Origin of the sequence: Pseudolabrys taiwanensis, assembly GCF_003367395.1 — a bacterium.
GTDB lineage: Bacteria > Pseudomonadota > Alphaproteobacteria > Rhizobiales > Xanthobacteraceae > Pseudolabrys > Pseudolabrys taiwanensis.
This window is the reverse complement of sequence record NZ_CP031417.1, coordinates 2,038,095-2,063,738: the sequence shown is the minus strand read 5'-3', so window position 1 is coordinate 2,063,738 and position 25,644 is coordinate 2,038,095. Positions and strand designations below refer to the sequence as shown.

Genomic DNA, 25,644 nt, shown 5'->3' with positions numbered 1-25,644 from the left:
CCTCGCGTACGACAAAGGGGAGCACTCAACCGGCCGTCGCGGCTATTTCGAAAATCTGGGGGCGGAAAAAGCCGGGCGATTTGACGCGCCTTTGATTTAGCGAGAAATGGTGTAACCCATGCCCAGTGCTGCAGATATTCAAGGGCATCGTGCTTTCGGCGTAGGCGCCGAGGCGCAACCGGACCGGGTCACCATGCGCCTGCTGATCATCGAGGACGATCGCGACGCCGCCGATTATCTCGTCAAGGCCTTCCGCGAGGTCGGCCACGTGGCCGATGCCGCCTACGACGGCGAGGACGGGCTCGCCATGGCGCTCGACGGCCAGTACGACGTCCTCATCGTCGACCGGATGCTGCCCAAGCGCGACGGTCTGTCGGTCATCGGCACGCTGCGCGGCAAGAACATCGAAACCCCGGCGCTGATCCTGTCGGCGCTCGGCCAGGTCGACGACCGCGTCAAAGGCCTGCGCGCCGGCGGCGACGACTACCTGCCCAAGCCCTATTCCTTCTCCGAGCTGCTGGCACGGGTCGAGGTATTGGCGCGCCGTCGCGGCGCCCGCAGCGAGGAGACCGTGCTGCGCGTTGCCGACCTCGAGCTCGACCGGCTGTCGCACCAGGTGCGGCGCGGCGAGGAGGAGATCGTCCTGCAGCCGCGTGAATTCCGTTTACTTGAGTATTTGATGCAGCACGCGGGGCAGGTGGTGACGCGCACCATGCTGCTCGAGAACGTGTGGGACTACCATTTCGACCCGCAGACCAACGTCATCGACGTGCATATCTCGCGCTTGCGCTCGAAAATCGATAAGAATTTCTCCCAGCCGCTCCTGCACACGGTCCGCGGCGCGGGATACATGATCCGTGACGGCGCTCGGTAAGCTTTTTCGCACCACCACGTTCAAGCTGACGCTGGTCTATCTGACCGTGTTCGCCTTGTTCGCGGCCTTCCTGCTCGGCTATTTCGCGCTCAACACCCGCCGTCTGATCACCGAGCAGATCACCGATACCGTCAACGCCGAAATCACCGGCCTGTCCGAGCAATACCGGCTCGGCGGCATCCGGCGGCTGGTGATCGTCGTGGATGCGCGCGCGCGCCGGCCGGGTTCGAGCCTCTATCTCGTGACGACCTATCAGGGCGAGTCGCTCGCCGGCAACGTGACCTCGTTGCCGCCCGGCACGCTCGACAATACAGGTTGGATCGAGACCAGCTATCGCCGCCTCGATGAGTCGGAGGCGAGCGAGCGCGGCGATCACGAACATCATGCATTGGTGCGCGTCTTCCAGTTGCCGGGCGGGTTCCGGCTGCTGGTCGGCCGCGACCTCGAAGAGCGCGAGCGGCTGTACACGATCGTGCTGTCGGCAGGGCGCTGGTCGGTGTTGATCGTCGTGGTGCTGGGCCTGGCCGGCGGTCTGTTCGTGACGCGCCGCGTCCTGCGCCGCGTCGACGCGATGACCGAGACCACGCGCACGATCATGGCCGGCGATCTCGGCGAGCGGCTGCCGGTCGCGGGTTCGGGCGACGAAATCGATCGCCTGGCCGAGAACCTCAACGAGATGCTCGAGCGTATCGAAGCCTTGATGAACGGCCTCAAGGAAGTGTCCGATAACATCGCGCACGACTTGAAGACGCCGCTGACACGCTTGCGCAACCGTGCCGAACAGGCGCTGCGCACATCCGGCAGCGAGACCGAGTATCGTTCCGCGCTCGAGACGATCATCGAGGAGTCGGACGATCTGATCGCGACCTTCAATGCGCTGCTGATGATCGCGCGGGCGGAATCGGGCCAGGCGCGCGACAACATGAGCGAGTTCGATGCCGCTGAAATCGCGCAAGACGTCTGCGAACTCTATGAGCCGCTCGCCGACGAGAAGGGAATTGCGCTGAAGATCGACGCCGGTACGCCGGCGCCGGTGAAGGCCAATCGCGAATTGGTGAGCCAGGCGCTCGCCAACCTCGTCGATAACGCCATCAAGTACAGCGAGCCGAAGGAGGGCGCGCCGGGTGTCGCGCCGGAGATCGTGGTGAGTGCGCGCCTGGAGGGCGAGCGCGTGCTGCTGGCGGTGGCGGACCGCGGACCGGGCATCCCGGAAGCGGACCGGGGCCGCGTCGTCGAGCGATTCGTCCGGCTGGAGTGCAGCCGTTCGCAGCCGGGCTCGGGGCTCGGCTTGAGCCTCGCGGCGGCCGTCGCACGGCTGCATGGCGGGGAACTCGTCCTTGAAGATAATCAACCAGGTTTGAAGAGCATCATTGCGCTGCCGCGGGGAGGGCCGGTACAGAGTGCAGGATGACTCCGCCGGGTGGTCAACACGTCACGTCCGATCCTTTTCGCGCTGCCGCTTCCGCGGCCGGCGATAATTTGTCGTTGGCAGCCCGTATCGTCGCGGCGCCGGAACTCAGCGATCCCGTTACCGCCCGCAGCCGTGTGGACGGCTGGCTGGCGGACAACCCATCGGCGGCGAGCGAAGTCGGCACTCTTCTTACGCGCTTTCCGCTCGTCCGCACGCTGATCGAGAGCTTCGCCGAGAGCGCGCCATTTCTGTGGGAACTGGCGAGCAACGATCCGTCCCGCTTGCTGCGGCTGATGGTCGCCGATCCCGATACCCATTTCGATGATCTTCTCGCCGCGACGATGCGCGCGGTTGCCGCCACCGCCGATGAGGCGGAGGCAATGCGGCTACTGCGGCGCATGAAGGCGGAAGCCGCGCTGCTCATCGCCGTGGCGGACATCGGCGGCGTCTGGCCGATCATGCGCGCCGCCCGGGCGATCACCGCACTTGCGGATACTGCGGTCGAAGCGGCGTTGAGTTTCGCCTTCAGCGAGGCGGCGCAGGCTGGCCGCATCAATCCCGCCGATGCCGCGGCACCGGCGCGCGACAGTGGCTACATCGTGCTCGCCATGGGCAAGATGGGCGCTTTCGAGCTCAACTACTCGAGCGATATCGACCTCATCGTCTTCTTCGAGCAGACCGCGCCGATATTCCCCGATCCGGATCTCGCGACCAAGACGACCGTCCGCATCACGCAGCGGATGGTGAAGCTCCTGCAGGAGCGCACCGGCGACGGCTACGTCTTCCGCACCGATCTGCGGCTGCGGCCCGATCCGTCCTCGACACCGATCGCAGTGTCGACAGCGGCCGCCATGTCCTACTACGAGAGCGTGGGCCGCAGCTGGGAACGCGCCGCGATGATCAAGGCGCGGCCCTGCGCCGGTGATATCGCGGCCGGCGAGCGCTTCCTGACCGAGCTTTCGCCCTTCGTCTGGCGCAAGTACCTCGACTTCGCCGCGCTTGCCGATGTGCATGCGCTCAAGCGCCAGATCAATGCCTATCGCGGACACGGCGAGATCGCCGTCGAAGGTCACAACATCAAGCTCGGACGCGGCGGCATCCGCGAGATCGAGTTCTTCGCGCAGACGCAACAGCTGATCGCCGGTGGGCGCAATCCGAGCCTGCGCGACCGCGATACGCTGACGACCCTCGTCAAGCTGTGTGAGGATCGCTGGATCGACGAGGCCGCGCGCGACGCGATGTCCGCCGCCTATCTTTTCCTGCGCACCGTCGAACATCGCCTGCAGATGATGAACGACGAGCAGACGCAGACGCTGCCGGCCGAGCGCGCGGAGATGGAGCGCTTCGCGCGTTTCCTCGGCTTTGACGGGCGGGATGCCTTCGCGAAAGTGCTGCTCGGCCATCTCACGAAGGTGCAGCACTATTACGCGCGGCTATTCGAGAAGATGCCCGGCCCGGAGCGGCCGGAAATGCGCTTCCCGGCCGAGGCCAACGATCACAAGACGCTCGATCGCCTGATGGAGCTCGGCTTCCGCGCGCCGCTCGAGGCCTCGCACATCGTGCGTCATTGGCTCGACGGCGGACATCGCGCGCTCAAGGGCGAGGTGGCGCAAAATCACCTGCGCGAGCTCGTGCCGGTGTTGTTGGAGCAGATCGGCCGTACCGACAATCCCAACGCCACCTTGGTGCAGTTCGATCACTTCCTCGCCAACCTGCATGGCGCGGGACGTTTGCTGTCGCTGCTCCGGCAGAACCCCGAGCTGATCGAACTGACGACCTTGGTGCTCGGCATCGCGCCGCGGCTTGCCGACATTTTGGCGCGGCATCCGCAGGTGATGGATGCGTTCGTCGATCCGAGCTTCTTCGGCGCGCTGCCGGATGCCGACGAACTCGGCCGCCGGCTCGACGCGGTACTGGCGCAGGCCAGCTACGACGAAGATCTGCTCGACCGCATCCGCATGTTCGGCCTCGAATACATGTTCCTGATCGGCGCGCGGATTCTCTCCGGCACGGTTACGGCGCGTCAGGCCGGCGAAGCGTTCGCCCGGCTGGCCGATGCCGTGATCCGCGCCGTGCACCGCGCGGTGGCCGACAATTTCGCCGGCACCTATGGCCATGTTCGCGGCGAAGAAGCCGCCGTTCTGGCGATGGGCAAGCTCGGCGGCTACGAGATGACGGCGTCGTCCGATCTCGACCTGATCCTGGTCTACGATTTCGACGCGGCGCAGCCGGAATCGGATGGCGGGCGCTCGCTCTATGGCGGCCAGTATTTCGCGCGGCTGACGCAGCGTTTGATCAACGCGCTGACGGCGCAGACGAGTTACGGCGCGCTCTACCAGGTCGACATGCGCCTGCGGCCGTCCGGCCAATCGGGACCGTTGGCGACGCAGGTCGGCAGCTTTGCTCAGTATCAAGAGAACGAAGCCTGGACCTGGGAGCACATGGCGCTGACGCGCGCGCGCGTCGTGTCGGCGCCGCCGGAATTCGCCGCGCGCGTCCAGGACGTCATTCAGGGCATCCTGCGCCGTCGCCGTGATGCGACGCTGATCGCCGGCGATGTCGTGGAGATGCGTTCGGCCATCGCCACGGAAAAGGGCGACAGCGAGCGCTGGGACCTCAAATACGTCGCGGGCGGGCTGATCGACATCGAGTTCATCGCGCAATATCTCCAGCTCGTGCATGCGCACGACAAGCCGGGCATCCTGGACACGTCGACCGCGCGCGTGCTCGACAAGGCCTGGGCTTTGAAGCTGCTGGCGGTCGAAGACGCGGAAGTGCTGCGTCCCGCCGTGCAGCTCTATCACGACCTCACGCAGATCCTGCGGCTGTGCCTGCCGGGCGGCTTCGATCCTAAGACGGCGGGCCCGGGGCTGTTGCGTCTTCTGGCGCGCGCGGCCGGCGTGCCGGATTTCGCCACGCTCGACGTCACCGTCGCCGACATGCAGGCCAAAGTGCGCGAGAGCTTCGTGCGGATCTTGGGACAGGCGCCGTAACGGCGTCGAATTCCGCTCGTCCCCGCGCACAGACATCGAGTTTACCCGATGTCTGTCGTCATAGTGCGCAAGTCGGCTACAGCCGACTTGCGACGGGACCCAGACTTTGCAAAACGCTCAATCGGCGCTGGATTCCCGCTTTCGCGGGAATGAGCGGTGTAGAAACTACGCCGCCTGATCCTTCGGCATCGCGCATTGCGGCGCGAGCGGCAGGCGCACCATCACCATCGTGCCTTTGCCCGGCGTCGAACGGATGCGCATGGCGCCGCCATGCAGTTCGACCAGCGACTTGGAGATGGCAAGGCCGAGGCCGGAGCCCTGATGCCGTTTGGTGAGCTGGCTTTCGACTTGCTCGAACGGCCGGCCGAGCCGGGCGAGGGCGTCCTTGGCGATGCCGATGCCGGTGTCGGCGATCGACAGGACGATGCAGCCGTCGGCCTGGCGCCCGCGCACGGTGACGCGGCCGCCTTGCGGCGTGAACTTGACGGCGTTGGACAAGAGATTGAGCACGATCTGCTTGAGCGCGCGGCGGTCGGCGCGCAAGCAGAGCTCGCGGTCGATCTTGGCGCTGAGTTCAAGCGCCTTGTCCTGCGCCCGGGCGCCGACCACGCGCATTGCCTCGTTGAGCACCGGATCGAGCGCCAGCTCCTCGAATTCGAGGCGGATGCGGCCGGCCTCGATCTTCGACATGTCGAGGATGTCGTTGATGACGTCGAGCAGGTATTGGCCGCTGCTGCGGATGTCGCTGCAGTATTCCTGATATTTATCGGCCCCGAGCGGGCCGAACATGCCCGACTCCATGATCTCCGAGAAGCCGATGATGGCGTTGAGCGGCGTGCGCAGCTCGTGGCTCATATTGGCGAGGAACTTCGACTTCGCCTGGTTGGCTTCCTCGGCGCGGGTCTTCTCGACCGCGTATTGCCCGGCGAGCTCTTCGGCGCGCTGCTGCGAAGCCTGGAGGTCGGAGACGGTGGCAATCAGCTTCTTCTCGCTGTCCACCAGCCGCTCTTCATGGGTCTTCAGCGCGGTGATGTCGGTGCCGACCGAGACATAGCCGCCGTCTTTGGTGCGGCGCTCGCTGATATGCAGCCAGCGGCCGTCCTCGAGCTGCGCCTCGAAGGTACGCGCGCCGGGGACGTTGGTGCCGTTGGAAATGACCTTGTTGCGCACGACCGGCTGGCTGCCCGCCGCGACGACGGACTCGTAAGAGGCGCCGACGGTGATCGCTTCGTCCGGGAGGTTATGCAGCTCCTGGAAGTTGGAGTTGCACAGCACCAGCCGGTTGTCGGCGTCCCACAGCACGAACGCTTCGGGGATGGTCTCGATGGCGTCGCGCAGCCGCATGTCGGCGGCGACGGTCTTCTCGACCAGACTCTTCTGCTCGGTGATGTCGACGGCAATGCCGATGAGATGCAGGCCCGGCTCGCCGGCCTGGCGCACGAGTTCGCAGCGCGCGCGCAGCCAAACCCAGTGACCGTTGGCGTGGCGCATGCGGAAGGCGTGATCGATCGAGGTCACCTTGGCTTCGGCGAGCTCGCTGGCGAGTTCGTAAAGCTGCATGTCGTCAGGGTGCACGCGGCCGCTGACTTCGCCGAAGGACAGGAGGTCGTCTTTGGATTCTAGGCCGAGGATGTCGAACATCGACTGCGACCAGTAGATGCGGCCGCGCGCCAGATCCCAGTCCCACAGCCCGCAGCGGCCGCGGTTGAGGGCGGTGTCGATACGGCTGCGCACCGTCTCGTAGATGATGTCGGCTTCGCGGGCGCGCGTCGCCTGCCAGTGGAAGGCGAAGCCGAGGATCAGCACCACGAAGCCGGTGGTGGCCGACAACGTCACGGTCAGCGCGGTGATCGAGCGCCAGTTGGCGAGCGCGCCTTCGCGCGGCTGCACGATGGCGAACTGGCCGAACGGCGCCTTGAGCATGCGCACGGTGCCGAGCGCAGACGACTCGTCTGGCAAGGTGATCTCGAGCACGCCGGCGCTGGCGCCGAAGGTGGTGAGCGGCTGCGTCGGCCCGAGCAGATCGATGAGGCGGCGACCGATCGCGCCGTCGATCGCCGGCGTCGCCGCGACCACCACGCCGTCGGTATTGGTCAGGAAGAAACGCCGGTCGCCGGCGGTGGCCCAACCAGGCAGCGCCATGGTCAGCAACTCTTGCGGCCGCGTGATCGCGTCGGTCGGCTGCTTGAGCGGACGGTTGAGATACTCGGCGGCGCGGTCGGCAACAGCGTCGACCGTCGTCATGTTGTAGATGAGCGTTTGCCGGCGCTGGTCGAGCACCTGCACCAAGGCACCGACGCAGATGGTGACAAGGAACGCGATGATGAGCACCGGGACGGCCCGGCGAAGAAGCGGTTCGGCCGTCAGCAGTCTGCGATAGGCCGGTTTGGCTATCGACTGCGCGAGGCCCTTGATAGAGTCGGTACGTGCGGACGCACTCGCCGCATCGGCGCGCGCCATGAAGGCCCCCGTTCGGAATTGTCCCCTGTCATCCCTGAAACGGAAGGATGTGCCGCATCTCTCCGAATCACTGCCGATTGGAATCGATGCGCACTGATTTGTCGAGAGTCATCGAGTCAATAATTGAGAAATCGTTACCCACAAATAGCGTTGATACCACAATGCATAAGCGCAATTAAAAACGGCGCGGCATTTCCCGCCGCGCCGCTTCTGTTCTGGTAATTGACAGCGGCTCAGACCGGCGCCAGCGCACGTTCGACGATGTCGGCAAGGTCGCGCGAGAGCTCGCCGCCTTCCTTGATGCGCTTGAGGGCGGCTTCAGCCTTGCCGCGCCGGCCTTCCTCCAGCGTACGCCATGTGCGGAACGCCGTCGCCATGCGCGCGGCGACCTGCGGGTTCTTCGGATCGAGCGCCAGCAACGTCTCGGCGAGGAAATCATAGCCGGCGCCGTCGGCGCGGTTGAACTGCGTCACGTTGCTCATGGCGAAAGCGCCAATGAGCGCGCGCACGCGGTTCGGATTGCCGAACGAGAAGGCTGCGTGCTTGGTCAGCGCCCGCACCTTGTCGAGCGTGTCGGCCTGCGGGATCGTCGCCTGCAACGAGAACCACTTGTCGATGACCAGCGCATCGCCCTCGAAACGACTGTAGAAGTCGGCCAGCGCGCGTTCACCCTCCGGTCCGCCGTGCAAGGCCAACGTCGCAAGCGCCGCCATGCGGTCGGTCATGTTGTCGGCCGCATCGTACTGCCGCGCGGCCCACGTGATCGCGGACGCGTCGCCGCCCGCCGCCATCAGATCGAGCGCAACATTGCGCAGCGCGCGGCGACCGGCGCTGGTGGCGTCCGGCGTATAGCCGCCGGGCACCGTCAACCGCTCGTAGAGCGTGGAGAGGGCGGCGCCGAGACGCGTGCCGATCTCGCGCCGCAGCGCCGTGCGGGCCTGGAAGATGGCGTCCGGGTCGATGTCGCTGCCGATCTCCCGAGCGATGTCGCCTTCGCCGGGCGGTACCAACGCCAACGCGACGAAGGCCGGCTCGAGTGCTGGATTCTCCAGGAGGGCGGCGAGCGCCACCATCAGTTTGTCGTCGCTGCGCGGTGCCTTGCCGGCGCGGATCGACGCTACGTTCTCGATCAGAAGCCGCATCGAGATGGTTTGCAGGGCCTGCCATCGGTTGAACGGGTCGCTGTCATGCGCCGCAAGGAAGGCGAGGTCGTCGTTAGAGAGGTCGGTGACGAGCTCGATCGGCGCCGAGAAGCCGCGATTGATCGACAGCACGGGGCGCTCGGTGATGCCGGTGAACGTGAAGGTCCATTCGGCCTCGTGCAGGACTAGAACGCCGCGTCGGACGACGCCGCCGTCCGCTAGGACGAGCGGCAGGTCGCGACCGTCCGGGCCGATGAGCCCCGTCACCAGCGGAATGACCATTGGCGATTTGGTCGGCTGGTTCGGCGTCGGCGGTACCGCTTGCTTGAGGCTGAGGGCATAGGTTCCGGCGGCGGCGTCATGATGCGTGCTCACCGTGACCCGCGGCGTGCCGGCCTGACTGTACCAAAGCATGAATTGCGCGATGTCGCGGCCGGTTACATCGGCAAAGCACTGGATGAACTGCTCGACGGTGGCCGCTTCGCCGTCATGACGTTGGAAATAGAGATCCATGCCGGCCCGGAATTTTTCCGGACCGAGCAAGGTGTGCACCATCCGCACCACCTCGGCGCCCTTCTCGTAGATGGTGGTGGTGTAGAAGTTGTTGATCTCCTTGTAGGCCTCCGGTCGCACCGGATGGGCGAGGGGGCCTGAGTCCTCGATGAACTGGGCGGCGCGCAAATTGCGCACATCGCTGATGCGCTTCACCGGGCGCGAGCGCATGTCGGAAGAGAATTCATGGTCGCGGAAAACGGTGAGGCCTTCCTTCAAGCACAGCTGGAACCAGTCGCGGCAGGTGATGCGGTTGCCGGTCCAGTTGTGGAAGTACTCATGCGCGATGACCGCTTCGATATGCGCGAAGTCGGCATCGGTCGCGGTCTCCGCGCTGGCCAATACGTATTTGTCGTTGAAGACGTTGAGGCCCTTGTTCTCCATCGCGCCCATGTTGAAGTCTGACACGGCGACGATCATGAAGATGTCGAGGTCGTATTCGCGGCCGAAGGCCTCTTCGTCCCAACGCATGGAGCGCTTGAGCGAGTCCATCGCATAGGCGCAGCGGTCCTGCTTGCCGTGCTCGACATAGATGCGCAGCGTCACGTCGCGGCCGGACATCGTGCGGAAGCTGTCCTCGACGCAGGCTAGATCGCCGCCGACCATGGCAAAGAGATATGACGGCTTGGGATGCGGGTCGTGCCAGACGGCGTAGTGACGACCGTTGTCGAGCGCGCCGCTGTCGACCAGATTGCCGTTGGCGAGCAGCACCGGCGCTTCCTGGCGGTCCGCTTCGATGCGCGTCGTATAGACCGCCATCACGTCCGGGCGGTCGGGGAAATAAGTGATGCGGCGGAAGCCTTCCGCCTCGCATTGTGTGCAATAGGTGTCGCTGGAGCGGTAGAGGCCGGAGAGCTGGGTGTTGGCGGATGGGTCGACCAGCGTCTCGATCTCGAGCGTGAACGGGCCGTTCGGCGGCTGTGGAATGGTGAGCTGGTTCGGCGAAGCGACGAAATTGGCCGCAGGCAGCGGCGCACCGTCGAGCTTGAGCGACATCAAAGACAGCCCGTCGCCGTCGAGCACCAATGGCGCGGAGGCCGACTCTGGATTGGGCTTGAACGCGAGCTTGGCCCGAACTCTGGTTTCCGAGGGATGCAGAGACACGTCGAGATGGACGGTCTCTACCAGCCACGCGGGCGGCAAATAGTCTTTAAGGCGGATCGTGTGGGCAATGTCTGTGCGCATGGCGTTCGATCTAAAGCCTGGGAGCCGGCATTGGAAGTGGCCTCGTGGGCGCGGGCGCGACGATTGGCGCTTCAGGCCAGTTCCCCCCGCTCGCGCATCGATGATATCAGTTTCACAACAGAAACCGGAATCGCATCCGGACATACCAAGGGAGAAGAAAATGACCTTTACGTGGAGGACGCTACGCGGCGTTGCGGTGGTAGCTGCCGGCCTGCTCGGGTTCGCGGCGCCGGCCGCCGCCCAAAGCTACCCCAGCCAACAGCCGGTCCGCATCATCGTTCCATTTTCGGCCGGCAGCGCCACCGACATCCTGGCGCGCATCGTTGCGGAAAAGCTGACCGAGAAGTGGAAGCACAATGTCGTCGTGGAGAATCGCCCGGGCCTGCCGGGGACGACGGCCGTCGCCAAAAGTGCACCGGACGGCTACACGCTGATGTTGACGTCGAACGGGCACACCATCGCCGGCGTCGTCAACAAGAGCCTCACCTTCGATCCGGTGAAAGATTTTGCGGCTGTGACGCCGGTCGCGTCGGTGCCGGTGGTGATGATCGTGCCGCCGGATTCGCCTGCGAAATCGGTGAAGGAGTTCATCGCGCTCGCCAAGGCCAATCCCGGGAAGCTCAATTTCGCGTCGCCGGGACCCGCGAGCGCGACCTTCATCGCCGCCGCGATGTTCAAGGACGCGGCACAGATCGATCTTCTGCATGTGCCCTACAAAGGCGCGCCCGAGGCGGTGACCAGCGTCGTGCGCGGCGACACGCAGTTGTACTTCACGCCGATCAATGTCGGCGTCGAACTGGTGCAGGCCGGCAAGGTCCGCGATTTGGCCGTGGCGACCGCCACGCGCAACCCGACCATGAAGGACCTCCCCACGATTGGGGAAGACGCTCTGCCGGGCTTCAAATACGACTCCTGGTTCGGCCTTCTGGCTCCCGCGGGAACGCCGCGCCACATCGTCACCAAAGTGCATGGCGATGTCGCCGAGATCATCATGACCGACGACATCAAGGCGAAGTTCGCCGCGCAAGGCGTCGAAGCCCTGTCGATGACGCCGGAAGCGTTCGACAAGACCATCGCCGACGACACCGCCAAGCTTGCGTCGATCTTCAAAGACGGCATCAAATGAAAGATCCCGCCGCATGAGCGAAGCCTCGGGCATCCCGCCGACCATGCGCGCGACGGTGCTCGAGGCGCCGCATACACCGCTTGTGTATCGTGAGCGGCCCGTGCCGGTTCCCGGCGCGGGCGAACTGCTCATCGCGGTGTCGGCCTGCGGTGTCTGTCGTACCGACTTGCATGTCGTCGATGGCGATCTGACCCATCCCAAACTGCCCATCGTACCCGGCCATGAGATTGTCGGGCGCATCATCGCCATTGGCACGAATGTGACCGGCTTCATTCTGGGCGAGCGCGTCGGCGTGCCGTGGCTCGGTGCGACCTGCGGTGTCTGTCCATATTGCCGCGCCGGCCGAGAGAACCTGTGCGATGCGCCTTTGTTCACCGGCTATACGCGCGACGGCGGCTTTGCCTCGCACACCATCGCGGATGCGCGTTACTGCTTTCCGCTCGGCGAGGCGGGCGACGACGCCGAGATCGCGCCGTGGCTCTGCGCCGGGCTCATCGGGTGGCGCAGCTACCGCATGGCGGGCGAGGGCATCAATCTCGGCATCTACGGCTTCGGCGCCGCCGCGCATATCCTGGCGCAAGTCGCGCGCTGGCAGGGGCGGCGCATTTTCGCCTTCATCCGCGCTGGAGATGATACCGCGCAGGACTTCGCCCGCTCGCTCGGTGCGGTGTGGGCCGGCGCTTCCGAGGACACGCCGCCGGAACCGCTCGATGCCGCCATCATCTTCGCGCCGGTCGGGGGCCTGGTTCCCGCGGCGCTCAAGGCCGTGAGAAAGGGCGGCCGCGTCGTCTGCGGCGGCATCCATATGTCGAACATACCGAGTTTCCCTTACGCGCTGCTGTGGGAAGAGCGGCAGCTGATGTCGGTCGCGAACCTCACACGCGATGACGCGCACGAGTTCCTGGCGCTCGCGCCCAAGGCCGGCGTTCACTGCGAAATCACGCGCTACCCGCTTGCCAAGGCGAATGATGCGCTGTCGGATTTACGCGACGGCCGGCTGCAGGGCGCCGCGGTTCTGCTGCCCTAGTGCCGCCGGCGGCGTGACACAAACATTCCCCATCTGCGCCCGGAACTAAAGCAGGCCCGCGCGGTTCGCGATAAGGCTGCTCCTGTGGGGATTCAATCTATGGCGAAGGCGATGCGGTTCGAGGCTTTGGACTCGTGGCGGGGCATCTGTGCCCTGTGCGTCGTCATGTTTCATTTCATCGGCATGATGCCAAGTTCGCTCGAGACGTCGCCCTTCCTGCGCAACAGCTATCTGTTCGTCGACTTTTTCTTCGTGCTGAGCGGTTTCGTGCTGTGCCACAGCTATCGGGGCAAGATTGTCAATCCGAGCGACATGCTGCGCTTTGCCATCCGCCGGGCCGGCCGCGTCTGGCCGCTGCACGCGGTTGTCCTGGCGAGCTTCATTGCCTTGGTCGTGTGGATCAACCGCCTGCCGCATCCGGAAGATCTCGACCTGACGGTCAGCGGCACGGTCTATTCCATCGACGCGATCATTCCGAGCGCGCTGTTGCTCAATGCCATGGGACTGGTGCACGGCAATGTCTGGAACGGTCCGGCGTGGAGCATCGGCGCCGAGTTCTATGTCTATCTGCTCTTCGCGCTGCTGTTGCTGTTTTCGGGACGTCGTCTGGTGCTGCCGTGCCTCGCGCTGGCGGTCGCCGGCCTGATCCTGCTGCACCGCTGGGCGCCGGCGCTCATGAACTCGACCTGGGATTACGGCATCATCCGTTGCATCGCCGGGTTCTTCGGCGGCGTCGTCGCTTTCCATGTCCATGAGGTGACGGGACAGCGGGGCTTCTTCCGCGCGACGATGTGGGAATTGGGCGCGATCGTCGTGGCGGTCCTGTTCGTCATCTTTGCCGGCGACGGCGCCGACGCCGTCTCGCCGCTCAGTCTCGCGGCGCCCGTGGTGTTCGGCGCGGCGGTGATCATTTTCGCGGGCCAGCAGGGCTTGATTTCGCTCGTGCTGCGGGCGCGGCCGTTCAAGGCCTTGGGGCGCTATTCGTTTTCCATCTATATGATCCACCAGCCGCTGCTGATCATGCTCTGCTACGGCTTGTGGTCCGGCGGTTACTACACGAAGGCCTTCGAAGGCGCAGTGACGCAGCCTTGGATGGGCTCGGTCGACCTGGTGATGGTGGACTTCATGTTGGCGGTCGTCGTGCTCGCCGCCGCCAGCTATCGCTTCATCGAAGTGCCGGCGCGCCGCGCTTTCAACCGGTTGGCGGATCGGCCCTTCGCGTTCCGCTTCTCGCGCAAGGATCGCCTCGCCTACGATCGAAGCGCGCGCCTACCGTACAGGCTCGGCGTGGCCGATCACGCGCTTGATCGAGGATGAGCGCTCCCGCAAAGCGCGCTCCAGCGCGTCGACGTTCTCGTGCACCGTCTGCACGCTGAGCGCCGGGTCGACGCGGCAATGGAAGTTGACGATCTCGCCTTCGTCGGTCTCGCGCACGCGGACGTCGTGGACGTCGCGAATGATGCGGCCGGCCGCCGCGAATTCGGCCAGCGCCATCGCGACCGCCTGCACCCGCTCTGGCGGCGCTTCGCGGCCCAATAGATGCTGCGCCTGCAACGGCTCGATATGCGTTTCGACCTCGACCTCGGCGCCCAGCTCAGCCTCGATCGCTTTCTCCAGGTCGTCCGCTTTCTCGTGCGCGGCGCCGAGCGACATCTTGCCGTTCACTTCGAGATCCAGCGAGATCGACAGCCGGTCCTTGATATCGGACACCGTGACGTGATGCACGGCGAGCGCCCGGTTGCGCGCGATCACCATCACGCGGTCGAGCACGGTCTCGTTGTCCAGCGCCACCGGATCGGTGGTGACGATCGGCTCGGCGCCCGGCATGCCCGCGCGTAGCGCATCGGCGACCGCGGCCTTGATGGCGTTGACGCGGTCGAGCGGCAAAGTGCGGCTGACCGCGACGGCCATATCGATGAAGGTCGTTTCGCCGACGGCGCGGGCGCGCACGTTTTCCACCGCGACCACGCCCGGCACCTTGCGCGTGATGGCATTGATCAGCTCGGCGGCGCCGGTCGGCGCTGTGTCCGTCAGGGTGTCGATGGTGCGGCGGCCGAGCCGCCAGCCGGCGACGCAGACCAGAAGGGCAACGAGCAGCGCCGCGGCGGAGTCGGCCCAGGGATAGCCGAGCGTGACGCCGGCAAGACCGAGCAGCACGGCAAGCGACGACCACAGGTCGGAGGAGAAGTGCAGCGCATCGGCCTCCAGCGCGTGGCTTTGCGTTTCCTTGGCGACGCGCTTCAAGGCGCGGGCGCGGAAATAATCGACCACGACCGACAGGATCATCACGCCGAACGCCCAGATCGTCGCTTCGACGACATGGCCTTCGTGCTCCACCAGCCGCTTGACGGCCTCCCATATGACGATACCGGAGAGCAGGAACAGCAGCGCGGTTTCGGCGAGCGCGGAAACGGCCTCGACCTTGCCGTGGCCGTAATGATGCTCTTCATCCGCGGGCTTTCCCGAGATGCGCACGGCGATGTAGGTCATCACCGTCGCGCCGAAGTCGATGAGCGAGTGGCCGGCTTCCGACAGAATCGCGAGCGAGCCGGTGCTGATGCCGACGATCGCCTTCGCAATCGTCAGCGCGGCCGACGCGGCCATCGACGACAACGCGACTTGTTCTTTCTCATTCTGCATGCAGGGGCCTTTCGCGCCCGCGGATGTAGCCTAATCCTGCCGGAATTTCGAGCCCGCGCGACGTCGCATTTTGCTGCTGCGATTGATTATTAGCTGCGTTCCAGATGCTCGACGCGGCTGTAGTTACGGCCGATGAACATCTGGTCGTAGTGCCGCCAAGACACCGAGTGGTCGAAGGCGAGCACACCGGCCAGCGTGACGGCGTACACGGCGCATTTCATGTCGCGCTCCGCGGAGCCGAGATTATCCGGGCGGCTGCCGCTGGCATAGCCGACATGGTGGTGCCATCGCGCGGGCTGGCCGCGCCACGCCTCTCGTACGGCGAGGGCGGTGGTGACGTGGTCGGAATGATCGTTCGGATTGAGCGCGGCGTCGGTCTCGGGGATGTGGAGATCGACCGCAAGCTCGCCCTGGCGTTCGTATTCGATCAGGGCGCGGAGCGTCTCGCAAAGCGCCTCCCAGTCGCGATAGACGGCGGCGCCGTCAATTGTGGTCATGCCATCGATGTCGCCGCCGCGCAGCCGCTTCAGTGACTGGCGGCCGGTGGTTTCGTAGCCGTCGCCGCTGGGGCTGCCGTCCGGCAGGCGCAGAAAATATGTCGCTGTGTTGCGATAAGCGGTGCGCTGCAAGCTCTGTCCATTGCACGACACAGCGCCGGTCTGTGCCTCGATCGGCGACCGCTCATCGGCGTCCGCCATGAAACGGATGGCGGCCTCGGCGCCGTGCTCGCGCGCGAGATAGAACGGATGCTTGCGGCCGCCATTGCCCAGGCCGAGCCCGGCATCGCCGGCCGTCATATGGACGAAGACCGCGCGGCAGGCGGCATCGAGCACGTCCGTGAAAGCCGGCGGATTCATGAACAGCTGCCAGTCGTCCTCGTGCGGCGAGAAGTAAAAGGCAACGTGTTCGATGCCGTCTGTCATGATCAGATGCACGCGCGGATATAGGGCTTGTTCACCTCCCACAGCTCATCGAGCAGCTTGACAGCGGCATCGGCCGAATTCACCACCGGATCGATCAGCAAAGCCTGGAGGGCGATCTCCTTCGAGCCGTGCACCGCGGCTTCGACGGCCAGCTCATGCACTTGTACCGGCGTGTGCAGCAGCTTGGCGACCGCATCGGGCAACGGCCCGAGCGAGATCGGATGAATGCCGGCGGCGTCGGCCATTACCGGCACTTCAACGGACGCGTGATAGGGCAGGTTGGGAATCGTGCCGTGGTTCGGCACCACGCCAGACTCGATGACACGCTTTTTGTCGTGCAGGATGCCGCCGATGGCGGCCGCGCCGCGTTCGCCCGAAGGGGTCAGCCAGTCGCTCGGGATCGATCCGCCGCCGAGTACCGTATCGATCTGCGCGGCGAATGCGGTCCGCTCGTGCTCATCCTCCTCGAAATCGTAGCCGTCCTCACCGGCTTCCCAGCCGAAGGCGAGATATTCCCCTAAATGATCGTCGCTGCAGGTGAACCAATAGCCGAAGGCTCGGAACAGTTGCCGCGTCAGCGGCGCGAAATCGGGGTCGAGCGTCTTTTCCTTCTCGCGCAATAGCGGGTAGAGGTCTTCGCCTGTCTTGCGGTGGCGGATCTGCGTCAGGCATTGGAAATGGTTGATGCCGGCGCCGGAGACGTCGACATCCTCGGAAGGCAGGCCGAGGATTTCGGCGACATCGCCCTGGCCCATGAAGATGCCGTGGCACAGGCCGAGCGAGGCGATCTTGCTGTATTTGCCGAGCGCTAGAACGATGCGGCTTTCCGGATTGGAGAAGTTGAGGAAGTGCGCCTTCGGGCACAATTCTTCCATGTCGCGTACGATGTCGAACACCAGCGGCAAGGTGCGGAGCGTGAAGAACAGCCCGCCTGGGCCGCCGTTTTCGCCGAGCGTGTGGCGGATGCCGTATTTGCGCGGCACCTCGAAGTCGAGCTTCCACAGCCGGTTGCGGTCGATGGCCGTGGCGTTGACGACAAAGCCGGCGCCATCGAGCGCAGCGCGGCGATCGGTCGTCTGCTCGATGACAAGGCCGGCGCCAGTCTTTTCGTTCAATAGGCGCGCGAGCGCCGTCATCTTCTCCAAGGGAGCGCGGTCCAGCCCGACCAAGGTGAGCGTCGAGCCGCGCAACTCGTCGCTCGAGAATACGTCGCGGAACATGCTCAAGCCGAACGACATGCTGGTCGCGCCGAGGAAAGCGATCTTGGTGTGATGGCTCATGCGATGGCCTCCGCGCTGGCGTGGATGGTCTCGGCTTGCGTGTTCAACGTCGTCATCGCCTCGGTGAGCGTCTCGTAGACGTTGTCGTCGATGCTGACGGTGCCGAAGTTGGAGTTCTCGCCGTCGAACCGGCCCTCGGCCGGCTGATCGGCGTGTTCGAACCAGTGATAGCCGACGACGCGCGGATGGCGCAGCGCTTTCGTCGCGTAGCGCTCGAATGCCGCAGCGCGCTCGGTTTGTGTCGCGACGACCGGGCCGGCGCCATTGGTGTTGGGCAGGCCGGCGTCGGCGCCGCGGAAAGAGAACTCGCCGATCAGGCACGGTTTGCCGGTCGGCGCATAAGCGGCGAGGGCGCCATCGGGGTCGGGGCCGTAGCAGTTGAACGAGATGACGTCGACGTGACGCGCCGCGGCTTCGATGACCGTGACGGGGGGCGGGAAGGCGAAGCGCGAGCCGAGCACGAGATGGTGCAGGTCCGCGGCTTTGATCGCGGCGGCCGTCAGCGTGAAATAGCGCTCCGCGAGCAGCGCGAGAAAATCGTCGCAATCGGCGAAGAAGGCGGCGCGATGCGGGTCGGCGACGTTGGCGATGATCTCATCTCTCGCATTGCGGTCGTAAGGCGGCTTGCGGCGGTAGGCCGGCTCGATAGGGTCCAGCGCTCCGAGCGCATCCCACGTCGTCGCCCGCGTGCGCCACACGGCATTGAAGGCGGCCATATCGCCGTAGCGTCCGCGCAGGAAGTCGAGCGCCGCGCCACGGCCTGGCGTGGTCGGTGAAAGATTGAGAAACAGCGGCAGGAGATCGTCCGGCCCGCGCCAGTCGGGACACCAGCGCAGTTCATTGTCGATGAACCAGCCGACGATATTGGCGTCGCCGCTATGTTGCGAACACTTGTCGCGGGCCCGCCGCATGACATGTGCTTCGAAGGCCGGATCGAACACATCCGGGAATTCCTGTCTGGGGCCACCCCGCTCATTGGCCTGCCAGGCGAAGGACATGCCGAGGTCGATGTTGGGCGTGAGCACCAGTTGCGCATGGGCGGCGACCCCTTCATCCGACCAGGAACCGAGCGTGTTGAAGCCCCAGCCGGTGAGCCGCTGCGCAATCGCGCTGCGCCAGGCCGGCTCGCTCCCGTACCTACGAAGGCAGGCGTCGGCATAAGGAACACGTTTGGTGCCGCGAACCTCGTCCTGATCGAAGCGCACCGTGTTGACACCCTTCGAGAGAAAGCGGCCGCCGTCGGGATCGACCAGCCAAAAGATGCCGCCGCTTTGCGCCAGCCGGAAAAAGCCGTTGGGCCTGAATTGGCCGTCGGCCAGACCGCCCCAACGGGTCCTCACACATTTGTCCAGCATCGGCTGCTCACGGCGGATGGTTTTTGCGTAGACTGACGCATTGCCGGTGCAATCTATTGACATGTCTCAATAAAGTCGTGAGCCGGCGACACAATATCGCGACGACGTGCAAGGAGCGACGGCAAGTGGACAAAAGCGCAGGCGACACGAACGGGCCCGAGCCGACTGCCCCGGGCGCGCCGCGCATTGCGGCCTTGCGTCCGGAGTTCATCTGGGGTGCCGCGACCTCCAGCTTTCAGATCGAGGGCGCGACGCGGGTCGATGGGCGCGGTCCGAGCGTGTGGGACACCGACGGGCGGCGCGGCGTCATTCCCGGCAAGGACACCGGCGACGTGGCGTGCGATCATTATCATCGCTATCCCGAAGACATTGCGTTGATGCAGAAGCTCGGCGTGCAGGCCTACCGGTTCTCGGTCGCCTGGCCGCGCGTTTTGCCGCAGGGGCGGGGGCAGGCAAACGAACCGGGCCTAGCCTTCTACGATCGGCTGATCGACGGCTTGCTCGCGGCCGGCATCGAGCCGTGGCTGTGTCTCTATCATTGGGATCTGCCGCAGGCCCTCGACGACCTCGGCGGCTGGACCAACCGCGACAGCGTCGGCTGGTTCTCCGACTATGCCGCGCTGGTGGCGGATCGTTACGGCGACCGGGTCAAGCGCTTCGCGACCTTCAACGAGCCGGCAATCTTTACGCTGTTCGGCTATGGCTTCGGCCGCGGCAACCGCGACGAGACGCCGATCGAGGAACTGCACCACGCCATCCACCATGTGAACCTCAGTCACGGCGCGGCGGTAGACGTCTTGCGCGCGCGCGTCGGCGGATGCTCGCTCGGGTCGATCCACAACGTGCAGCCATGCCGGCCGTCGTCGCCGGCCGATGCGGACGGCGCGCGCTGGGCGGACACCTATTGGAACAGAGCCTACCCCGACCCGCAGTTTCTCGGCCGCTATCCCGAACTGCTGGGTCCGGCGATGGAGGCCATCATGCGGCCAGGTGATCTCGAGCGGATTCATCGTCCGGTCGATTGGTTCGGCCTCAACCACTACAGCCCGATCTATGTGCGCACCGACAACGCCGCACGCTTCCGGTTCGGCTTCGGCGATCGCCCGCCGGGCATTCCGGTGACGCCGATGGACTGGCCGATCGAACCGGACGGCTTTCGCGACAGCCTCCTGCGCGTGACGAAAGACTATGGTCTACCCGTCTACGTGACCGAGAACGGCTTTGGCGGCCATGACAAGCCGGATATCACCGGCGCCGTGATCGACAACGACCGGATTGCCTTTCTCAAGGGCTACATCAACGCGATGAACGATGCCGCCGCCGAAGGCGCCGACATCCGCGGCTATTTCGTCTGGTCGCTGCTCGACAATTTCGAGTGGGACAGCGGCTATGCCGCGCGCTTCGGACTCGTCTACATCGATTATCCGACGCAGAAGCGCACGCCGAAAGCGTCCTTCGACTGGTACAAGGGATTGATCAAGGTTGCGCGGGCCCAGGCTTGGCATTTTCCTTGGCCTCCAGCTCATCGAGCGCGATGAGCAGGCTGCCGACCCGGTGCACCGATGAGCGCCAGTCGGCGAGGCGCTGGTAGTTGTCGACCAGCCAGTTGAACGCGCTTTGCACCGTGACGAAGGCGGCGGCGGATTGGGTCAGCTCGCCGAGCGTCATCGCGCCGCTCAAGTATTTCGGCACGCACAGGAGCCAGGCCACGACCGGCGCCAGCAGGAAATTGCTGTGCGAAATGAGCGTGGTGCGCACCAGCTGCCAGCAAAATTCGCGCCACCACAGCAGCACCGCCTGCAGCCGCAGCCATAGCGCGTTGCGCTTCTCGCCGTCGATCGGCTTGGCGTCTTCGGCGACCTTTTCGCCGCGAAAGGCGTCGGCGGCGGCGCGGAACTCCGCTTCCGACTGGTTCATGCGCTCGATGACTCCGGTCATGTGATGACCGACGAACATCATCAATGTCGACATCGCGCCCGAATAGAGGATGACGCCGATCACCAGATAGCCGGGGATAGTGATCGTGACGCCGAAAACGGGCACGGCGAGGCTGCCGCCGATGGTCCACAGCACGCCGAAGAACGTGAAGGCGGTCAGAAGCGACGTCACGAAGGCCAGCAGCAGATCGATCGGCGCGTCGGTGGCGACACGGATGTCGACCGCGATCCGATATTCGGGGTTCTCGGTGCCCTTCACCATGCCGTTGAGATGGCGGAAGCGATCGTTCTGCAGCCATCGGCCGACGACGCGGCGCGTGAGAGCCTCGCGCCAGCCGCGTTGCGCGGTCATGCGCGCCCATACCGACGTCGCCGCGAGCAATACGCTGAAGGCGGCCAGCGGGACGAACATCTTGGCCTGATACCAGAGCGTGGCCGCATCGCGCTTCTCGAGCGCGTCGAAGAAGTTACGGTTCCAGAGATTGAGCAGCACCTGCACCACGAGTTGGAGCAGGACGATGATGAGGAGGCACGTGCCGAGCGCAACGGCCCAGCTTTTGCGGTCGCGCCAGAGCAGCAGGGCCGAATGCCAGAAGCGCTCCGTCAACTCCTTATGGTTGAACATGAAGGCGCTGAAATCGAAGAACCGCATAAGGGGCGCCTGGTTTGCCGGCGGATACCGCTAGCGTCTGCGCCATATGAGGCGGGAGGGCCCGTTCCCGCCTTGATCTGTATCATGTGCCGGATGACGGTCGCCCGCCTCAGGGCACCACGACCACCGTACACGGGGCGAGATTGGTGACCTTTTGCGAAACGCTGCCGAGCAACAATTGGCTCAGGCGGCTGCGGCCACGCCGGCCGACCACGACAACATCGGCCTTCTCGCGCCGCACGAAATCGAGGATCGTTTCGGCCGGGTCGCCCCAGCCGCACCGCAGGATCGGGCTTTTGATGCCCAGCCGCCGGGCGCGTCGCGCCGCCTGCCGCAGGACGCGGTCCGCCTTCGTCTCAAGCGTCTTCGACAGGTCGCCGTCGGTGCTCGCCAGCCGTCGCAACTCGGCGCCGGTCACGTTGCCGCCGACGGTGGCGATGACGAGGGTGGCGTTGGTCGTCTTGGCCAGTTCGGCTGCGGCGTCGACGGCGCGATTGCCGCCATCCGAGCCGTCGGTCGCAACGAGGACGCGTTTCATCCGGCTGATGCTCATCGTGGTTCGGCACCATCAAAGGCGGAACCAGCAGTCGCGGTCAAGAACCAAAGCCCGACGCGGCCTTTGACTGACATCAATGCCGCGGTGGCCCGGCGCGTTCGTATAAGCCTACCATAAGAAGGTGACTCATGCCGCAGGATTGCATTCGCTGGTTCGCCGATATCCGCGTTGCCGATGTCGGCCAAGTCGGCGGCAAGAACGCATCGCTCGGCGAGCTCTATGCGACGTTGGCCTCCGCGGACGTGCGCGTGCCCAATGGCTTTGCCGTGACCGCTGACGCCTTCCGCGACGTGCTCACCGAGGCCAAGGCCTGGGAACCATTGCACCGCCTGCTGGACGGCCTCGACAAGCGCGATATCGCACGCCTCGCCGCGGCCGGCGCGGAAGCACGCCGCATCGTCTATGCGGCGGCGGACAGCGGCTGGCTCAACGAACAGGTCGTGCGCGCCTATCGGCAGCTCGAGGCCGAATATGGCGCGAACGTCGCGGTCGCGGTGCGCAGTTCGGCAACCGCCGAAGACCTGCCGAATGCCAGCTTTGCCGGCCAGCACGAAAGTTATCTCAACGTCAGCGGGCCGGACGCGCTATTCGAGGCGACGCGGCGATGCCTCGCCTCGTTGTTCACCGACCGCGCCATCTCCTACCGGATCGACAACGGCTTCGATCACTTCAAGGTCGCGCTGTCGGTCGGCGTGATGAAGATGGTGCGAGCCGGCAATGCCGCCAGCGGCGTCATGTTCACGCTCGACACCGAGTCCGGTTTCCGCGATGTCGTGTTCGTCTCCGGCATTTACGGTCTCGGCGAGAACATCGTGCAGGGGGTCGTCGATCCGGACGAGTTCTATGTGCACAAGCCGACCTACCGCGCCGGCAAGCGCGCCGTGCTATCGCGCGCGCTCGGCCGCAAGCATCTGCGCATGATCTATGCCGAGGATGGTGGCACGCGGAACGTGCCGGTGCCGGAAGACATGCAGGCGCGCTTCTGTCTTGACGATGACGAAGTGCTCAAGCTTGCGGGCGATGCGATCGCCATCGAGCAGCACTATTCGGCCAATGCCGGGCATTCGATGCCGATGGATATCGAATGGGCGAAGGACAGCGAGGACGGTCAGCTTTACGTCATCCAGGCGCGGCCCGAGACGGTGGTGTCGCAACGGGCGCAGACGGGCTTCGAGACTTATGCGCTCGGCGCGCAAGGCACAGCGCTGGCAACGGGCCGGGCTGTTGGCGAGAAGATCGCATCCGGCGCGGTGCGCATTGTCACCGATGCGCGGCAGTTGACCGACTTCAAGCCGGGCGAGGTGCTGGTCGCCGAACAGACGACTCCGGATTGGGAGCCGGTGATGAAGATCGCCGCGGCCATCGTCACCGAGCGCGGCGGGCGCACCTGCCATGCCGCCATCGTCGCGCGCGAGCTGGGCGTGCCGGCGGTGGTTGGAGCCGAAGACGCGCGGCGGAAGTTGACGGGTGGCGCACAGGTGACGGTGTCGTGCGCCGAGGGTGAGGTCGGCCGCGTCTACGACGGTGCGCTGCCGATCAAGACCACCAAGGTCGAGTTCGCCGCGCTGAAAAAGCCGCGCACGGCGATCATGCTCAACCTGGGCAATCCCGATCTCGCCTTCCGCTCCGCCATGCTGCCGAGCGACGGCGTCGGCCTTGCCCGCATGGAGTTCATCATCAGCGAGCATATCCGCGTGCATCCGATGGCGTTGGTGCACCCGGAGAGGGTGACATCGCCGGCGGCGCGTGAGGAGATCGCCAAGCTCGTGCGTGGCTACGCGAGCCCGTCCGACTATTTCGTGCGCAAGCTGTCGGAAGGCATCGGCACCATCGGCGCGGCGTTCTACCCCAAGCCGGTGATCGTGCGCCTGTCTGACTTCAAGACCAACGAATATGCCCGGCTCGTCGGTGGCGAGGGCTTCGAGCCTCGGGAGGAGAACCCGATGCTGGGCTTCCGCGGCGCGGCGCGCTATGCGCATCCGGCCTACCGGGAAGGCTTCGCGCTGGAATGCGCGGCGCTTCGCCGCGTGCGCGAGGACATGGGCCTGACCAATGTGCTGGTGATGGTGCCGTTCTGCCGGCGCGTCGAGGAGGCCCGGCGCGTGATCGAGACGATGGCGGCGAACAGTCTCAAGCGCGGCGAGAACGGTCTCGAGATATACGTGATGTGCGAGATCCCCAACAACGTCATCCAGATCGATGCTTTCGCAGAACTGTTCGACGGCTTCTCCATCGGCTCCAACGACCTGACCCAGCTTACGCTCGGCGTCGACCGCGATTCCGACATCGTCGCTTTCGATTTCGACGAGCGCGATCCCGGCATGCTGGAGATGCTGCGGCTCGCCGTCACCGGCGCCAAGCGCAATGGCCGTCATGTCGGCATCTGCGGCGAGGCGCCGGCCAATTATCCGGAGATTGCCAGCTTCCTCGCCAAGCTCGGCATCGACTCGATCAGCGTCAATCCGTCCAGCCTGCTGCACACCATCGACGTGGTGGCCGAAGCGGAGGGAAAGACGTAATGGCGACCAAGGTTGCGCGTCAGACGACCGCGCTCGCACCGACGCAGGGGATGGCGTGATCGCGCAAAACGTCGCGCGTGGCCGCGACCGAGCCGGCGATGTCGATGCCGCGGCAGGCATCCTCAATGACGACCGTCGCGAAACCTTCGCGGTGGGCGTCCTCGGCCGAGTAGCGGACGCAGAAATCGAATGCGAGGCCGGCGACGAACACGCGTTTGAGGCCGCGCTCGCGCAAATAGCCGGTGAGGCCGGTCCGCGTGGCGCGGTCGTTCTCGTAGAAGGCCGAATAGGAGTCGATCTCGCGGTGGTAGCCCTTGCGCAGCACGAGTTCGGCCTGCGGGATATCGAGATCGCCGCGGAAGGCAGCGCCGGATGTGTTTTGAACGCAATGGTCCGGCCACAGAACCTGCGGTCCGTAAGAGACCGTGATCATCTCATACGGCTGTTTGCCCGGATGCGAGGAGGCGAATGACAGGTGTCCTGCCGGATGCCAGTCCTGCGTCAGCACCACATGGGCGAAGCGCCGCGCCAGCGCATTGATGACCGGCACCACCGCGTCGCCTTCGGGCACCGCCAGCCGTCCGCCGGGGCAGAAGTCGTTCTGGACGTCGACGACCAGCAGCACGTCGCTATCGCCGACAGTGAAGCGTTCGGTCATTGCCACCGCGATCCCTCGTTCAGCGTGACCGTTCATCCTCCTCGTTCGCGCTGAGGATGTTGACGATCGCGGCCGCATTGCCCTTCAGCGGCTCGCCGGCGCCGAACACGTCGTCGTCGCCCGATAGCCACAGCGAAGCAGCCTCAACTTCGGCCATTGTCGGTCTCAAGTCGACAATGGCAAGGACCTTGTCCTGATCGATATCGCCAAGAATGGCAACGATATCCTCGAACATGGCATTCTTGATGGGCGTGGGTGTGGTTGCCATTTCAACACCTCCCTCTGGTTCTGCCGACAACCGCATTCAAGAAACAAAGACTATGCCGGCGGGAGAGCGTGACGGTTTGACCCGTA

Annotated in this window: 18 protein-coding genes; 8 read left to right on the top strand and 10 right to left on the bottom strand. The window is 65.2% G+C overall.

Translation table 11 applies throughout. From position 1 onward, the window contains the following. Positions 1-193 precede the first annotated feature (193 nt). From DW352_RS09885 to DW352_RS09875, 3 genes are all read left to right on the top strand, one after another. Positions 194-874 (top strand): response regulator transcription factor, encoded by a 681-nt coding sequence (locus tag DW352_RS09885; protein WP_162827227.1) that lies wholly within the window; start codon positions 194-196, stop codon positions 872-874. After that, complete coding sequence (locus tag DW352_RS09880) at positions 858-2,285, top strand: sensor histidine kinase (protein WP_115690772.1); 1,428 nt, start codon at positions 858-860, stop codon at positions 2,283-2,285. Before DW352_RS09885 ends, DW352_RS09880 begins: the two co-directional genes overlap by 17 nt. A 74-nt stretch (positions 2,286-2,359) precedes the next feature. Beyond that, the gene (locus DW352_RS09875) at positions 2,360-5,278 is read left to right on the top strand and encodes a bifunctional [glutamine synthetase] adenylyltransferase/[glutamine synthetase]-adenylyl-L-tyrosine phosphorylase (RefSeq protein WP_425374643.1); all 2,919 of its coding nucleotides are present in this window, start codon (positions 2,360-2,362) and stop codon (positions 5,276-5,278) included. 165 nt (positions 5,279-5,443) lie between these two features. Here DW352_RS09875 and DW352_RS09870 read toward each other — a convergent pair whose 3' ends face one another. Together DW352_RS09870 and pepN are read right to left on the bottom strand one after the other, a co-directional pair. After that, positions 5,444-7,738, bottom strand: coding sequence for a sensor histidine kinase (locus DW352_RS09870; RefSeq protein ID WP_115690768.1), 2,295 nt, complete (start codon positions 7,736-7,738; stop codon positions 5,444-5,446). Positions 7,739-7,971: 233 nt separating this feature from the next. Next, a complete protein-coding gene (gene pepN / locus DW352_RS09865) occupies positions 7,972-10,617 on the bottom strand; it encodes an aminopeptidase N (protein WP_115690766.1) in 2,646 nt (881 codons plus the stop codon). Between the two features lie 160 nt (positions 10,618-10,777). Here pepN and DW352_RS09860 point away from each other — a divergent pair, with 160 nt between their 5' ends. The 3 genes from DW352_RS09860 (at position 10,778) to DW352_RS09850 (ending at position 14,087) form a co-directional block, all read left to right on the top strand. Further along, positions 10,778-11,743: a Bug family tripartite tricarboxylate transporter substrate binding protein gene (locus DW352_RS09860; protein WP_162826888.1), complete on the top strand. Its 966-nt coding sequence runs from the start codon at positions 10,778-10,780 to the stop codon at positions 11,741-11,743. Positions 11,744-11,786: 43 nt separating this feature from the next. After that, positions 11,787-12,770: a zinc-dependent alcohol dehydrogenase family protein gene (locus tag DW352_RS09855; protein WP_115694343.1), complete on the top strand. Its 984-nt coding sequence runs from the start codon at positions 11,787-11,789 to the stop codon at positions 12,768-12,770. A 99-nt stretch (positions 12,771-12,869) separates the two neighbouring features. Beyond that, positions 12,870-14,087: an acyltransferase family protein gene (locus DW352_RS09850; protein ID WP_115690762.1), complete on the top strand. Its 1,218-nt coding sequence runs from the start codon at positions 12,870-12,872 to the stop codon at positions 14,085-14,087. Here the strand turns inward: DW352_RS09850 and DW352_RS09845 are convergent. The 4 genes from DW352_RS09845 to DW352_RS09830 form a co-directional block, all read right to left on the bottom strand. After that, entirely contained in the window at positions 14,040-15,410 is a 1,371-nt protein-coding gene (locus DW352_RS09845; RefSeq protein ID WP_115690760.1) for a cation diffusion facilitator family transporter, read from the bottom strand. The genes DW352_RS09850 and DW352_RS09845 overlap by 48 nt on opposite strands. A gap of 89 nt (positions 15,411-15,499) precedes the next feature. Next, positions 15,500-16,333 carry a PIG-L family deacetylase gene (locus tag DW352_RS09840; RefSeq protein ID WP_162826887.1) on the bottom strand — a complete coding sequence of 278 codons (834 nt, stop codon included), beginning with the start codon at positions 16,331-16,333 and terminating at the stop codon, positions 15,500-15,502. Positions 16,334-16,335: 2 nt separating this feature from the next. Then, the gene (locus DW352_RS09835; RefSeq protein WP_115690756.1) at positions 16,336-17,613 is read right to left on the bottom strand and encodes a family 4 glycosyl hydrolase; all 1,278 of its coding nucleotides are present in this window, start codon (positions 17,611-17,613) and stop codon (positions 16,336-16,338) included. Beyond that, positions 17,610-18,953 carry an agarase gene (locus tag DW352_RS09830; protein ID WP_245434390.1) on the bottom strand — a complete coding sequence of 448 codons (1,344 nt, stop codon included), beginning with the start codon at positions 18,951-18,953 and terminating at the stop codon, positions 17,610-17,612. The genes DW352_RS09835 and DW352_RS09830 overlap by 4 nt, the downstream gene beginning before the upstream one ends. 140 nt (positions 18,954-19,093) lie before the next feature. Between DW352_RS09830 and DW352_RS09825 the strand changes: the two genes are divergently transcribed. Next, positions 19,094-20,506, top strand: coding sequence for a GH1 family beta-glucosidase (locus tag DW352_RS09825; protein WP_115690752.1), 1,413 nt, complete (start codon positions 19,094-19,096; stop codon positions 20,504-20,506). On the opposite strand, the gene DW352_RS09820 is transcribed toward DW352_RS09825, so the two are convergent. Both DW352_RS09820 and DW352_RS09815 read right to left on the bottom strand, forming a co-directional pair. Beyond that, on the bottom strand, positions 20,445-21,557 hold the full coding sequence (locus DW352_RS09820) for an SbmA/BacA-like family transporter (protein WP_245434389.1): 1,113 nt from the start codon (positions 21,555-21,557) through the stop codon (positions 20,445-20,447). The two genes, DW352_RS09825 and DW352_RS09820, sit on opposite strands and share 62 nt — an antisense overlap. 109 nt (positions 21,558-21,666) lie before the next feature. Then, a complete protein-coding gene (locus tag DW352_RS09815) occupies positions 21,667-22,095 on the bottom strand; it encodes a universal stress protein (protein WP_115690750.1) in 429 nt (142 codons plus the stop codon). A gap of 146 nt (positions 22,096-22,241) precedes the next feature. Between DW352_RS09815 and ppsA the strand changes: the two genes are divergently transcribed. Next, complete coding sequence (gene ppsA / locus DW352_RS09810) at positions 22,242-24,632, top strand: phosphoenolpyruvate synthase (protein ID WP_115690748.1); 2,391 nt, start codon at positions 22,242-22,244, stop codon at positions 24,630-24,632. A gap of 19 nt (positions 24,633-24,651) precedes the next feature. On the opposite strand, the gene pncA is transcribed toward ppsA, so the two are convergent. Together pncA and DW352_RS09800 are read right to left on the bottom strand one after the other, a co-directional pair. After that, positions 24,652-25,290, bottom strand: coding sequence for a bifunctional nicotinamidase/pyrazinamidase (gene pncA, locus DW352_RS09805; protein WP_210209959.1), 639 nt, complete (start codon positions 25,288-25,290; stop codon positions 24,652-24,654). Positions 25,291-25,309: 19 nt separating this feature from the next. Then, entirely contained in the window at positions 25,310-25,558 is a 249-nt protein-coding gene (locus DW352_RS09800) for a hypothetical protein (RefSeq protein WP_115694341.1), read from the bottom strand. Positions 25,559-25,644: the final 86 nt, after the last annotated feature.

Coding starts and splice junctions, on each gene's coding strand:
- DW352_RS09835 (WP_115690756.1), bottom strand. CDS start 17,613: ATGAGCCATCACACCAAGATCGCTTTCCTCGGCGCGACCAGCATGTCG.
- DW352_RS09845 (WP_115690760.1), bottom strand. CDS start 15,410: ATGCAGAATGAGAAAGAACAAGTCGCGTTGTCGTCGATGGCCGCGTCG.
- pncA (WP_210209959.1), bottom strand. CDS start 25,290: ATGACCGAACGCTTCACTGTCGGCGATAGCGACGTGCTGCTGGTCGTC.
- DW352_RS09870 (WP_115690768.1), bottom strand. CDS start 7,738: ATGGCGCGCGCCGATGCGGCGAGTGCGTCCGCACGTACCGACTCTATC.
- DW352_RS09855 (WP_115694343.1), top strand. CDS start 11,787: ATGCGCGCGACGGTGCTCGAGGCGCCGCATACACCGCTTGTGTATCGT.
- DW352_RS09820 (WP_245434389.1), bottom strand. CDS start 21,557: ATGCGGTTCTTCGATTTCAGCGCCTTCATGTTCAACCATAAGGAGTTG.
- ppsA (WP_115690748.1), top strand. CDS start 22,242: ATGCCGCAGGATTGCATTCGCTGGTTCGCCGATATCCGCGTTGCCGAT.
- DW352_RS09815 (WP_115690750.1), bottom strand. CDS start 22,095: ATGAAACGCGTCCTCGTTGCGACCGACGGCTCGGATGGCGGCAATCGC.
- DW352_RS09885 (WP_162827227.1), top strand. CDS start 194: ATGCGCCTGCTGATCATCGAGGACGATCGCGACGCCGCCGATTATCTC.
- DW352_RS09860 (WP_162826888.1), top strand. CDS start 10,778: ATGACCTTTACGTGGAGGACGCTACGCGGCGTTGCGGTGGTAGCTGCC.
- pepN (WP_115690766.1), bottom strand. CDS start 10,617: ATGCGCACAGACATTGCCCACACGATCCGCCTTAAAGACTATTTGCCG.
- DW352_RS09800 (WP_115694341.1), bottom strand. CDS start 25,558: ATGGCAACCACACCCACGCCCATCAAGAATGCCATGTTCGAGGATATC.
- DW352_RS09850 (WP_115690762.1), top strand. CDS start 12,870: ATGGCGAAGGCGATGCGGTTCGAGGCTTTGGACTCGTGGCGGGGCATC.
- DW352_RS09840 (WP_162826887.1), bottom strand. CDS start 16,333: ATGACAGACGGCATCGAACACGTTGCCTTTTACTTCTCGCCGCACGAG.